The sequence below is a fragment of the Endozoicomonas sp. ALB115 genome (assembly GCF_049310245.1).
Classification (GTDB): domain Bacteria; phylum Pseudomonadota; class Gammaproteobacteria; order Pseudomonadales; family Endozoicomonadaceae; genus Endozoicomonas.
Window position 1 is genome coordinate 103,264 of the sequence record NZ_JBLYZG010000007.1, and the last position, 12,900, is coordinate 116,163.

Consider the following 12,900-nt stretch of genomic DNA (forward strand, 5'->3'; position numbering starts at 1 on the left):
GTCCTGCGCGAGATTCGGGGCAGTTTATGAAATATCCGGGATAGGTTGCTGACAAACGGAAAATACTGATCAGGAATTCTACCTAAACGTCAGTACAACCGCCTCTGCATTTGGTACAAAGATCATAAATTCAGCTTTGCCAGAAAGGCCAGCGGCTTATTTATGATGATCATCACCACTGTCCCGGTAAGCAACCTAACCTCCAAGCAGGAAATATAAAGCCATCATGAGTGATCAACACTTCAACCTGGATCAATATCTGGAAGAACTGAAGCCACTGATTGACGTCGATTGTGGTACCTGGACCCCCGCCGGTGTCAGCAAGGTTGCTGATATCATGACCGAAAAATACCAGGGCATCGGCTGGCAGGTTACCCGTCATACCTTTAATGAAAAAGTAGGCCCCGGCCTGCTGGCGACCAATAAGCCGGACGCCGAAGAGTACGACATCATGCTGATCGGACACCTGGACACTGTTTTCCCGGAAGGTACAGTGGCCGAATGGTCCTTGACCCATGATGGTGAAAAAGCCTACGGTCCGGGCGTGGCTGATATGAAATCCGGCCAGCTCAATATGTTCAAGGCCATCAGCCAGCTGCCAGAAGACGTCGCTGATCGTCTGAGCATCTGCGTCTGTATGAATCCGGATGAAGAAATCGGCTCCATTTACTCCGGCGAGTGGCTCAAGGGCATTGCCAGCAAGAGCCGTTATGTACTGGTGGCTGAAGCTGCCCGTGCTGATGGATCACTGGTTAAAGCGCGTAAAGGAATGGCCTCTTACCAGGTAGAGTTCAAGGGCAAAGCGGCGCACGCGGGTAATGAGCCCGAGAAAGGTATTTCTGCCATTACTGAGCTGGCGCACTGGATCACCACCCTGAACCAGGAAACCAACTTTGCAACTGGCACCACCCTGAACTTCGGTGTTGTCAAGGGCGGTTCCGCCGGTAACGTGGTACCAGACTATGCGTCCACAGTCCTGGATATCCGCTTCTGGGATAACGATGACTACGCCCGTCTGGAAAGTAAGATCCAGCACATGCTGGAAAACCCGTCACTGCCGGGGATTGACATCAAGCTGACCCGCGAAGCCCACAAGCCCGCCTTTACCCCGAATGAAGGCAGTGAAAAACTGATGGCCCTGATTGAAAAAACCGGTCAGGATATGGGACTGAACATTACCTGGCAGGCAGTGGGTGGCGGTTCCGATGCCAACCTGACCGGCTCACTGGGCGTGCCCACAATTGATGGTCTGGGCCCGATTGGCGGTGCCATGCACAGCCGCAACGAATCTCTGGTGCTGGACTCCATCGAGCCCCGCCTGACACTGCTGCGCAATGTGCTGATCAACCTGGCGGAAACCATTGGCCGATAACAACAGAAACCAATAAATCAGGGCTCATCCACCACCGGTGAGCCCACAAAAGTAAAAACAAAAGGAACTAACAGGCATATTTTCGGTCTAGAAGTTCAATTTCATTAAATCATGTTTATTGTAATGGACCCTAAAAAGACCAGTATTCAAAACGGATACCCCACTGCCCATAACTATTTTCTCTCTCTGGGCAAGCAGCCACAATTAGCTCAAAAACTTAATGCCACTCATGAACAGATGGTATATAACCAGTGGCTGGTAGATCACACTCAATTACCGTTATACCACCCGGTGTATCAGGTTGCGCCATCCAGCACATCTACTCCGGTTTTACAAAGACAGATGTCGCTTAGAAGCCAGACAGAAAATCATTTACCCCGTAACAAGCCATCCTGTCTGCATGCTTTTTTAGAGAGCAGAGCAAATGAGCCCCCTGTCACCTGGCTTGATAAGAAACAAGGTATTCTGAAAATAAATGACTGGTACCTGACAGAAGCTCAATGGAAGCAAGATCAACGTCTTAAAGGCGTCGTGAATCCCAGTGAATTACGTAATGCTTTATGCCACTCAGAAGATATAGACACCCTGTCTGGTCAGCAGTATAAACTCTCGTCGTATAAGACCGACCTGGTTACCAAAATGACAACTACCAGAGCATCGCGTCATCAGCATGCGCCCTACAATATACCTGAGCGACGTAAAGGGCCAGAGCGATGCTTATCTACACACTCTTCGGGCACAGGACTGAACATAACCACACAGACTCAACATGAAACAGCAAGGTCACCACAGTTGTATGCCTGTACTTTTTTGGCAAGACAGGCGGATATTGGCCTATCTGTTCAATGGATTAATAAAGACCGGGGAACATTTAAAGTAATAAATACTGAGCAAGTGAAGAAAGAATGGAGTATACTTCAGCGGCAATTTAACGTATCTAATGGCGAAACATTACAAGATGCCTTAATAACAGAGATCGGAAAAAATGATATTGAGTGTGTAGTGCTTACCGATTCACATGAAATCATTTTCCAACTTAAGTTCAAACACTACTCAGCTGATACCATTTCGTCAGCAGAAAATCACCAATCCATTGCATTATCCACTTCAAAGCAAGCTACCCCTTATACAACCCCACCTCCAAACCCGATATCAACACTGGCAAATGCAGGGGGCTCAACGCCTGGTGAGGCCCAGATCAGGAGCACACTCCCTGAGGCTCGAACAGACGCCAGGAAAACGCCATTGAGTGCTCAGTCCGCCAAACCAACTGATTCGATAAAGCCAACTTATAAATCACCAACAACAAAAAGCTGCGAAGACTGCCTGTCTTTTATTTTTTCAAATGCTGATGGACAGCAAAGCTTTGCGACATGGCATGACAGAGCAGCGGGCGAGCTTATAATCGACATGAAAAAATTGACGACCAAATGGCTATCAAGCAATCCATCCGGGTATCGTGAACGGACTGACTTTGATTTTTTTGCCCGGTTTTTTGCAGTACAGAACTACTGGACCTACGATGAAAGCCGGAATATTTTTTCTTTGAATTTACGACACCCTATGGTCCTGAATGCGTTAAAAGTAACGACTCAGGAACCACTCTGCCAATCATCGCCCATCCGGGCATCTGACCCATCAGATCTGGCCAGTAACAACAAGCCGTTATCTGCATCTGAACCAGGAGCCAGTCATCAACCCCCGGGTACGGAAAAAACCAATCTTTTGGCGGCTCGGAAAAACCCGATGCTTGAGTGGATTAAGTAAGATGTGAATGAATGCCGTAAATTCACCGAATGGCATGATGCATCGAGAAATCAGCTCATACTTAATCCGATTGCGCTGCAAAAGTACTGGACTATCAACCTGAAATTTTTCAGTCTGGAAAATATTCCATCCAATGCAGCCCGTCAAAGTATCTCTCAGTTGGTAGAAAAAGGCTTATGCCATTATGACCCTTGCACCAGACTGCTCACCTTAATTTAAATCCGACCTTCACCACCCCTTGGTAACATTTTGATTTTAAACGATTAAATATCGTGCCAACCATATATTCGAATAGAATATATGCTTCAAAATCAAATGATTACGTTATTTTGGTGGTGAAAGTGGGTTAAATCCTTCGCCCCCATTATTGATCGACAATATGATGATTAAAACCTCCGTACTGATAGCCAGTGCAGAATAGCGTTAATACCTTTACACCCCGTTCATCCTGAGCGGAGTCGAAGGGTGATTGGTAAGATCTATCAGAGTCCGGAGTTTCCGCCTTTAGGCCCTATGGGTCCTTCGACAGGACGAACGGAGTGCGGAGGCACAACAACCCGTCAAAGCCATTGAAACCATGTACCAGGGCCTGTTGACGTTTCGTTGCCTGCTCGCAACGAAACGTCAACAGGCCCTGAGTTACTGGCTGTCAGGCTTATTTAATTTATTGTAAATCTCAACAGCCAGAAGATGCATTTCCGGCATGATTTGAAACATTAGCTGTAACTGTTGCAGCAATAAACGGGTTTCAGGCCGCTCGTCGGTTAATTCCGCTTTAGAAAAACGTCCACGACTTTGCACAGAGCCCCCTATCAACTGTTTCTCCAACAATTGCAGATGGTTATCCATGGACTGATATTGTGCCAGCAGCCCTTCGTGAAAAGAGTCTCCAGCCAACAGCATCCGGTGTGCCCCCAGAGTAGAGATATAACTCAGCATGGCATGGGAAAGGGTCAGGAAGCGAAAGCTCTCATCCTTTGCCCGCTGATAGCGGGCCGGTTCAGTCAGCATATTCATAATGGCGGCATTAAGCCGGGCATCCATATTGTGCGCATGACGACGCGCAAGACGATAGGCCAATGTATCCCGTTTACCCGTCTGGTACTGCGTCATAACCTGAGACAGATACTCTCGATGCCTGGCTATGGTCAATGCCATAATCCGATTCAGCCGCCGGGATTCCCAGTCAGGCAGAATAAACACAACCGCAGTGACGGCCAGCAGGCAGCCCAGCAGGGTATCCCCCAAGCGAGGCATAATCACAGCAAAGCCCAATCCCTGCTGGTTAAAACAAAACAACACCAGCAAGGTAATAAACGCTGTTGCCAGATCATAGCGTACGGTACGAAATGCAAAAAACAGAATTCCGCTGATCACCATCAGAACCAGCTGACCTTCCTGCCCCGGAAAAAGGTACAAAAGCGGTATGCCGGTCAGAAGCCCGGCAAGCGTGCCAACGACCCTCTGGGCAAGTTTCTGTCGCGTAGCGCTGTAGCTGGGCTGACAGACAAACAGGATAGTCAGCAGAACCCAGTAACCGGGTTGCAGGTGCAACCCCTGAATCAGCCCGTAACCCAGTGTCAGCGACGTTGCCAGACGAAGGCCATGTCGGAACAGAGGGCTGTCCAGGCGACACTCATGCCAGATACACAGCAGGTGAGCCTTGATTCCCCTGGGGTTGGAATCAGCCAATATGCGCTCGTCGGCGGATATGTCTGAGTCCGGGTGTCCTACAGATGATATTTGTAATTCCACTGTCGTCAGGTTTTTCAGCAGATATTCCAGCTGAACCAGCAGAGATCGCCACTGAGGATTTTCCTGTTGTTGCAGATATTTCAGCGACTGGCGCAGCTCATCAAGAACCGCTGCATTCTCGTTATCATGCAAATACTCCTGTCCCATGGCCAGAGACCGGGCGATGGCCCGGCATGCCTTAGCCTGAACTCGCAACATTTTCTGAAAGCGAAAAAGAATATCGCTGCGGGAAAAGTGCTCTGCCAGATCCTGATAACGATAATGAGAGGAACTCACCCGTTCATGGATATCCTGGGCAAGAAAGTATATGTGCAGGAAAGGCTGCGCGCTCACGTTGTCCTGTCGGCGGACTCTCTGGAGCAAAGAAGCCTTGGCCTGGTTCAGGGCATTGACAACACTGACATTTTTTCTGGCCAGCTCCAGACGCAAAGGCTGAGGGTTCATATTGGCGACGGGATCAAACAGCTGACTTTTACTGTCAAGATAACCCGCCAGCTCTTTGAATATATTGGCCAGGGATTGCTGCACCGGGCGATCAGGCCAGAGAATATGCCAGACCAGAGACAGCACACCATACCATAGCGCGCCACTGAGCAGCAGCTGCGGCTGCTCCCACAGGCTCTGGCTTGCCCCCGCACCCAGCATGGTGTAAACCGCCAGCAACAGCGAGGCAAAGGTCATACTGCTATACCTTGGCCCCATGGCACCGAGCATGGTAAATCCAAACGTCGAACTGCACAGCCCTAGCGCAAAAAGCAATGGATAATCAAACAGCAGCTCAATGGACAGTGATGCCAGCAGAAAACAGGCCAGCATCATGATCAGCGCTTTAATCCTTCCCCAGAGGTTGTCATCCACTTCAGCCAGGGCCGCGGCAATCACACCCAGTACCACAGGCGTGATGTCATCAGGTGATCCCCGATACCAGGCAGGCAAGGTAACGCCAGTCAGGGCAAAAAAGACTTTTACACTGTAATTAATCCGGTCGTTTGCCCAGTAATTGCGGAAAAAGTGGAAGATCTCAGGGAAGAACATGATGGTAAGCTGATTGCCGGACGATTGATCTAAAGTTTGTGAGCATACCCGAAAAACGCGTTGAGACTAAGTGACGATGGCCGTAACCGCAGAGCAACCACTTTTTAGGAGCGGTTTTATGGCGCTTCACTCAGCAACATCTAACAAAAAACCGGGAAAAATCACTCACCACCATTACTAAAAAAACATAAAACACTAAAAATATGCCATCAGAAAGGAAAAATTATAGAAAAACGCCTTATTTTCAGACTAAAAAACAACTAAATCATAAAAAACAGGAATTCATCCTGTTTTACCCTGGCCCTGTTTTTTTTTATTGACTGAACCCCGGTTTTACCAGAAATTAGCGCAGCAACACCAGTTCCTCTCTCTTGTAGACCAGCCTTTGTGAACGATGGTTTGCAGATGAGGAACGGCTGTTTGCTATTTGTCTTGACCGGCATTCAGAGCAGGCAGAGATGGAAGAGTATCCAGACTTCGAAGAAGAGTTTGAAAAAGCGGCCAAAGCTAAAAAGCGTTATCGCACCCGCCAGGCCGACTATGAGAAAAAACGGTCGAAAGCGGAGCTTCACCTTGAACGCAAACGGTTGCGGGAGTTACTCGGAGACGAGCACCTGGTCTTTGACCACTGGTAAACTGCCCCCCGCTACTGATCAGGATCCCTCCTCTACCCAAGGGCTGCAGTTGATCAGCCCGCTTTGATTTATATTGCTGTTGACAAGCGATTACCCGGACCTCTTTTGTGACGATGGAATAAGCGACCATGGCATGGTGACAAAGCATGTTCATAGCAAAAGACGAGTACTACTTTTATAACACCGTTTTACGTATCTGCTGGTCTGCGTATATTCAGTAAAAAGCGCTCTGGTAAGCCATACTTTTTCTCAGCCTTTTAATTTGAATCAGTCATGAACCAGGTTTTCAGCCAGAGCGCAGAATGACCTTTTATCAGGAATTACCCAATGCGAATTGCGCTACTTTCCCGTAACGAGCGGTTATACTCATCCCGCCGCATCATTGAGGCTGCAGAAGCCAGAGGTCATACGATCGATGTTATTGATATTTTGAGTTGCTACATGAATATCAATGACAAACACCCCAGTATTCATATGAAAGGGGTGGAGCTGCCTCATTATGATGCGGTGATTCCACGTATTGGTGCCTCCAACACCTTTTACGGGACTGCGGTTATTCGCCAGTTTGAAATGATGAACTGTTACTCACTGAATGAGTCCCTGGCCATTGCCCGCTCCCGTGACAAGTTACGGTCAATGCAACTGCTGTCGCGTAAAGGCGTGGGCTTGCCGGTTACCGGCTTTGCCAGTGGCCCTGGCGATATCCCCGACCTGATCGATATGGTTGGCGGTGCCCCCCTGGTGATCAAATTGCTGGAAGGCACCCAGGGTATTGGCGTGGTCCTGGCCGAGACCCGGAAAGCGGCAGAAAGTGTCCTGGAAGCATTTATGGGCCTGAAAGCCAATATTATGGTTCAGGAATACATCAAAGAGGCCGGCGGTGCGGATATTCGCTGTTTTGTCATTGGCGACAAAGTCATCGCCGCGATGAAACGTCAGGCACCTGAAGGCGAGTTCCGCTCCAACATTCACCGGGGCGGCAGTGCCAGCCTGGTGAAGCTGACCAAAGACGAGCGGGCGACCGCAGTAAAGGCGGCAAAAGCCATGGGGCTGAGACTGGCAGGTGTGGATATTCTTCGCTCCAATCGCGGCCCCCTGGTGATGGAAGTCAACTCCTCTCCGGGGCTGGAAGGTATTGAGCGGGCAACAGCCAACGATGTAGCCAACTGCATTATTGAATACCTTGAAAATAACTATCGCCGCACGAGTAATACACGAATTACCGGATAAATTCACTTCACCAACCCACCATCACTCTGATTAAAAAAACACCCGAGTGATGCTTTTCAATCCCGGTCTCTTCCTTTCAGGCCTGATGACCGGGGCTGGAGTCTTCCATGGAAAGAGCACAACCCCTAGAGCTATTTGGCCATACCATTTTGCCAGGTACACGACAGCACCTTAATATCCCGGTCGTCAGACTCTACACCGATACGCCCATTGATCTTCGGATTGAGGTTATTCACGGTCGCAAAAAAGGCCCATGCCTGTTAGTGACGGCGGCCATTCATGGTGATGAACTCAATGGCGTGGAAATCTGCCGGCAAATCCTCGGCTATAAAAATCTGGCGAAAATCCATGGCACCCTGATTGTCATTCCCGTGGTTAATCAGCTCGGATTCATCCAGCAAATTCGTTACCTGCCTGATCGCAGAGACCTGAACCGCTGCTTCCCGGGATCCAGCAAAGGGTCTCTGGGCGGAAGGCTCGCCAACCTGATTACTACGGGCATTTTTCCACACGTTGACTACGCCCTGGACCTCCACACCGGAGCCATTCACAGAACCAACCTGCCACAGCTGAGAACCGACCTGACCAACGAGCAATGTCTTGGTCTGGCCAGGGCCTTTGGTGCGCCGGTAATCCTCCACTCATCCCTGAGAGATGGCTCTTTCCGCCATGCAGCCAATGAGTACAACATTCCGGCACTGGTTTATGAAGCCGGTGAAGCACTACGACTGGAACAGGCTTCCATCAAGCTGGGTTTCAAAGGCGTTATGCGTGTTATGCGTCATCTGAATATGCTGCCCGGGAAACCCGCCAAAACACCGGCTATTCAGCCATGGGAGTGCAACCAGAGCCAGTGGCTGAGAAGCTCAAGGGATGGATTGGTGTTACTTCATATCAAACAGGGTCACCTGGTCAAGGAAGGGGACACCATGATGACCATTGTGAATCCGTTTGACGCCAGTGACAGTGAAGGCATCACCGCACCGTTTGATGGTGTTGTTATTGGCCTTAGCCAGCTGCCACTGGCCAATGAGGGCGATGCACTGGTTCATCTTGCCAAAGTCAGCAGTACCCTGGCAGATACCGAGTATGACCAGGAAGTGGTTGAAGAAGTGCTTGACCTGGGTGTTGCCCAGCTGCCGGTACCTGAAAATCACGATTAAACCGTCATTTACCGCCTCAAAATCAGGTGCTTCAACACAGCCCCGGCATATCTCAGAGTGGCAGAATAGGAATCAGCACCCGTCCTGGCCACGTGCAGAGCCCTTGCCTGAATAGAGGGATATGCTGGCGGTTTTATTGGCTGCCTCACTGGTGGCAAAGGCGATGTTGCTTGCAACTGACAATAAGGATTAGCAGTGGATGAACCATAACCAACGGTCGGACCTGTCGGCCAGGTTCGGGCGGCAATACCGAAACCTGCCGGACTACACCTGGGCAAAATATCAAAATTGGCAGGCATGACCAGCTGCAGTTCAGGCTGGAAGGAATCTTCAGTTTGTACCACTGAACGCCAGGCCGGAACCGGCGTTAGCCAGTCATTTTTCTGCAAGCTACTGTAGTTCAGATTAAGCACAGGCTGCCTGCGGGCGACATCAAGCTCCTCAAGGTATTGCCCTTTATCTACCTTCATGTTGCGACAGGACGCTGAGTATATGTCCTCCATCCGCAGGTTAGAATGATCTTTATTCATCATTTCTATCGCAAAGTTGATAAACAATTTACTTTGCCAGATTGAATCCATATCAACACACCATTTGCCCCCGTGAGCCTGAACCTCAGTAAATACATAACCATAACTTGCCATCTGGTCTGCCGAAGGCCATTCCGGAAATTTATCCAGTATGCAAATGCCATCTTTGTTGTAATAAGAGCGCACTCTCAGATGGTGCTCAAAGGCCTGCGCATCCCGGAGTTCAGAGAAACCGTGGAGCACGATAATATCCCGGTCGGACAGTTCCCTGATTTTCTCTGGTTTCAGGAATGATTCATGGGGTAGTTGATGTCTGAAAAGCAGTCGGGTGCCAGAGTTCAGCGCAGCAATTTTTCGTTTTCCTGAATCAAAAGAGACCAGGCAACAGCCAACATGGTCAACGGTTGCCTGTTCCATGAGACTGTTACTGGTACCATCACTGGTAAAGGTCTTATGCCCGGAACCATGACGCCAGAATAAATCAGAAGACGGATGGTCCCGAAAAACATTTCCGTCATCGTCACCGCCCCAGACTTCATGAAACATTGAGAAATGTGAAGAAATTGGTCCCATTAAAAAACTCCTCAATTTTCTTTCTCCAACTGCTCAACTTTAAAAAGTGTCAGACAGTTTGCTGACCATGTCCAGCACTGGATGATGTACATCAAAAAGCAGGAAGGCCGCGCTATGCACTAAGATGCCATTGGAGTGATAACTATGTTCACATACACTGAAGGCAATTTTACTAATGTGCACTTTACCGCCGAAAAATCAGGTGCCGTAACACTTTCTCCAGTAAATTTCAGCGTGGCAGAATCGGAATCAGCAGAAGAGTCGGCCACGTGCGAATCTTCCAACGGAGAAAACGGGTACGAATTGATTAGTTGCCTCACTTGCGAGACAAGCGATATTTCTTTCGATCGGAAAACAGGAATAGTAAAGGATGGATCACAAACAGCAACCGGCCCTGATTGGGCGGCAAAACCTTCAGGATTGCACCTGGGCAGAATATCAAAATCGGCAGGCATGATCAGCTGCAGTTCGGGCAGGGAGGCGTCTTCAGTTTGTACCACTGAGCGCAAGGCCGAAACCGGCGTCAGCATGTTATTATTCTTCAAGCCTTGGTGGTTCAGTTGCAGAACCGGTTGCCTACGGGCGGCATTGAGTTCAGCAAGGTATTGCTGTTTATCAACATTCAGAGTAAATCTACAGGAATCAGAGTATATATCCTCAATTTTCATGTCGTCAGCATCCTGTCTTTTCATATCGTCTATCGCAAAGTTAGTCCACAATTTACTTTGCCAGATTGAATCCATATCCACGCACGCTTTGCCCTCGGGACCGTGAACCTGAATCTCAGAAAAAACGAAACCGTAACTTGCCATCTGGTCAGCCGAAGGCCATTTCGGGAATTCATCCAATATGCAAGTGCCATCGTCGTTATAATAAGAGCGCACTCTCAGATGGTGCTCAAAGGCTTGCGCATCATGAAGTTCAGAGAAACCATGGAGCACAATAATGTTCCTGTCGGACAGTTCCTTGATTTTTTCCGGCTCCAGGAACGATTCATGGGGTAGTTGATGTCTGAAAAGCAGTCGAGTGTCAGGGTTCAGCGGAGCAACTTTTCGTTTTCCTGAATCAAAAGAGACCAGACAACAGCCAACATGGTCAACTGTTGCCTGTTCTATCAGACGGTTACTGGCACCATCAGTAGTAAAGGTCTTGTGCCCGGTACCATGACGCCAGAATAACTTGGAAGATTGGCTATCCCGAACAACATTTTCGTCGTCGCCCCAGAATTCATGAAACATTGAGAAATGTGAAGAAATTGGACTCATTAGAAATATCTCCCCAATTTTCTTTCTATGTTTAACAGGTTTCAGGTAACTTTCTGACCATACGATAATGAAAAAGTTTCATCTTTGACTTCAGAAGTACCTGACTTTCAGTACCAATAGAATGATGCCAACAGCTTCGACAACTGCAGAAACAACTGGAGTTTATCGCCACAATCCAGTTGCGCAGCCCGGGAATAACACCGGAATAATCGCCCGAGTGCCCTGGCGAAAAGTCCGTACCTGTACCATTGCGTTTGTCGGCGCGGGTTTTATCGCTGCTGCGATCGCGTCCGGTACTTTTATACCTTCCGCGGTTTTTGCCACTGCCGGGCTTATTTGCCTGGCAACTGCACTTTGTCAAATCCTTCCCCCATCGTCATTAACTCAAAGTAGCATTGTGCAACTTTCACCAACAGCAGGCTCACTGGCTCAGGCTGAATCACTTCTGCCCGGTTCGCAGGGCCTTGCAGCCAGTAATGACCGCCAGTCCGATACCCAGCCCATCCGGACAGTCATCACCGGGAACAGCACAGAACTGCCTGCCATTGCCGAAACTCTGCAGGGCATCCTGAAGGCCCTTGGATCGGTCGCGCAGACGTTTCCCAATTTCTCCCGGTTCTGCTCCGCAGAGGTCTCCAAACGTTTCCTGGAGCTGCGCAAAAGATCCAGCGATGTTCCCTTTGAGCAAAATCTCAATGGTGGGGCCTGTCCCAGGGCCAGTGCCGCTAACTTTAGAAATTATGCCCTCTCCAAGCACAGCAATATAAGCTGTCACGAGGCATACTGCGCCATGCCTGGTCAGGCATACCATGCCAACTACATCGACATGCATTACGGTCGATTCATTGCGGCACAGGGGTCCGTCAACAGAACCCATGACCGTTTCCTGCAGCTGCTGGCAGTGAACGATACGGCCATCTCCGTTGCCCTGGTCACTGAAAATGAGCTCAAGCGCCCTGATAACACCCGCATTGGACCAACCGACATTGATCAGCCGAAAACCATTCCTGCACTGGAAATCACCACCACAACAGGAACGGAGACATTGCCTTCTGTATCAGTAAGCCTGGTCGGTTCAATGGATCTGCCAGATATGAAGCTGAGGATTGACCAACTGGAAATTAATGGCAAACCGCACTTTCGCATCAATGAAATGGGGTGGGTTGATGGAACAGCCAGCAATCCGGTGAGGCTGGCAGCCATCACGATGATTGCCGAAACCTTGAGAAAACACCCCGCAGTGCTGGAACGGGCAAATAATCCGATGGTGGTTAACTGTAACGCGGGGGTAGGCCGGACCGGTACATTTATTGTCGCCAGCGATATCATTCGCCACTATGGGCAAAATCCACAAGGGGGCCCACTGGATATAGACAGTAAGATTCTTGCCGCCAGACAGCGCAGATCATTGAAGTTTGTGCAAAACTCCCTCCAGTACCAGAACCTGGTCACATTGCAAGAGAACCGAAACGCCATACTGCAGGCTATGTTTGAGGCAGGGGTATGCAATCCTGGCCCCTGAAAGGTTCACACCTGAAGAGTTAACCCGCAGGTTGCCCCACGGATAAACCACCA

9 protein-coding genes are annotated in these 12,900 nt (G+C 49.3%); 6 read left to right on the forward strand and 3 right to left on the reverse strand.

All coding sequences use genetic code 11. From position 1 onward, the window contains the following. Positions 1–226: 226 nt before the first annotated feature. Together ACO6VE_RS05115 and ACO6VE_RS05120 are read left to right on the forward strand one after the other, a co-directional pair. A complete protein-coding gene (locus tag ACO6VE_RS05115) occupies positions 227–1,372 on the forward strand; it encodes a M20 family metallopeptidase (protein WP_422460057.1) in 1,146 nt (381 codons plus the stop codon). 111 nt (positions 1,373–1,483) lie between these two features. Next, positions 1,484–3,139, forward strand: coding sequence for a hypothetical protein (locus ACO6VE_RS05120; protein WP_422460059.1), 1,656 nt, complete (start codon positions 1,484–1,486; stop codon positions 3,137–3,139). Between the two features lie 639 nt (positions 3,140–3,778). Here ACO6VE_RS05120 and yccS read toward each other — a convergent pair. Then, positions 3,779–5,929, reverse strand: coding sequence for a YccS family putative transporter (gene yccS / locus ACO6VE_RS05125; RefSeq protein WP_422460061.1), 2,151 nt, complete (start codon positions 5,927–5,929; stop codon positions 3,779–3,781). Between the two features lie 458 nt (positions 5,930–6,387). On the opposite strand from yccS, the gene ACO6VE_RS05130 reads away from it, so the two are divergent. The 3 genes from ACO6VE_RS05130 (at position 6,388) to ACO6VE_RS05140 (ending at position 8,957) form a co-directional block, all read left to right on the forward strand. Further along, positions 6,388–6,564, forward strand: a complete 177-nt coding sequence (locus ACO6VE_RS05130) for a hypothetical protein (RefSeq protein ID WP_269675211.1) — start codon at positions 6,388–6,390, stop codon at positions 6,562–6,564. 327 nt (positions 6,565–6,891) lie between these two features. Further along, positions 6,892–7,794 carry a 30S ribosomal protein S6--L-glutamate ligase gene (gene rimK, locus ACO6VE_RS05135; protein ID WP_101747669.1) on the forward strand — a complete coding sequence of 301 codons (903 nt, stop codon included), beginning with the start codon at positions 6,892–6,894 and terminating at the stop codon, positions 7,792–7,794. Between the two features lie 107 nt (positions 7,795–7,901). Further along, complete coding sequence (locus tag ACO6VE_RS05140; RefSeq protein WP_422450433.1) at positions 7,902–8,957, forward strand: succinylglutamate desuccinylase/aspartoacylase family protein; 1,056 nt, start codon at positions 7,902–7,904, stop codon at positions 8,955–8,957. 8 nt (positions 8,958–8,965) lie between these two features. Here the strand turns inward: ACO6VE_RS05140 and ACO6VE_RS05145 are convergent, their stop codons facing one another. Together ACO6VE_RS05145 and ACO6VE_RS05150 are read right to left on the reverse strand one after the other, a co-directional pair. Further along, the gene (locus ACO6VE_RS05145; RefSeq protein WP_422460063.1) at positions 8,966–10,060 is read right to left on the reverse strand and encodes a hypothetical protein; all 1,095 of its coding nucleotides are present in this window, start codon (positions 10,058–10,060) and stop codon (positions 8,966–8,968) included. 119 nt (positions 10,061–10,179) lie between these two features. Continuing rightward, positions 10,180–11,001, reverse strand: a complete 822-nt coding sequence (locus tag ACO6VE_RS05150) for a hypothetical protein (protein WP_422460065.1) — start codon at positions 10,999–11,001, stop codon at positions 10,180–10,182. Between the two features lie 721 nt (positions 11,002–11,722). On the opposite strand from ACO6VE_RS05150, the gene ACO6VE_RS05155 reads away from it, so the two are divergent. Continuing rightward, positions 11,723–12,847: a protein-tyrosine phosphatase family protein gene (locus ACO6VE_RS05155; RefSeq protein WP_422450430.1), complete on the forward strand. Its 1,125-nt coding sequence runs from the start codon at positions 11,723–11,725 to the stop codon at positions 12,845–12,847. Positions 12,848–12,900 lie beyond the last annotated feature (53 nt).

Bases quoted from the DNA above. Each gene is read 5' to 3' on its own strand.
- ACO6VE_RS05115 (WP_422460057.1), top strand. From the start codon at position 227: ATGAGTGATCAACACTTCAACCTGGATCAATATCTGGAAGAACTGAAG.
- ACO6VE_RS05120 (WP_422460059.1), top strand. From the start codon at position 1,484: ATGTTTATTGTAATGGACCCTAAAAAGACCAGTATTCAAAACGGATAC.
- yccS (WP_422460061.1), bottom strand. From the start codon at position 5,929: ATGTTCTTCCCTGAGATCTTCCACTTTTTCCGCAATTACTGGGCAAAC.
- ACO6VE_RS05130 (WP_269675211.1), top strand. From the start codon at position 6,388: ATGGAAGAGTATCCAGACTTCGAAGAAGAGTTTGAAAAAGCGGCCAAA.
- rimK (WP_101747669.1), top strand. From the start codon at position 6,892: ATGCGAATTGCGCTACTTTCCCGTAACGAGCGGTTATACTCATCCCGC.
- ACO6VE_RS05140 (WP_422450433.1), top strand. From the start codon at position 7,902: ATGGAAAGAGCACAACCCCTAGAGCTATTTGGCCATACCATTTTGCCA.
- ACO6VE_RS05145 (WP_422460063.1), bottom strand. From the start codon at position 10,060: ATGGGACCAATTTCTTCACATTTCTCAATGTTTCATGAAGTCTGGGGC.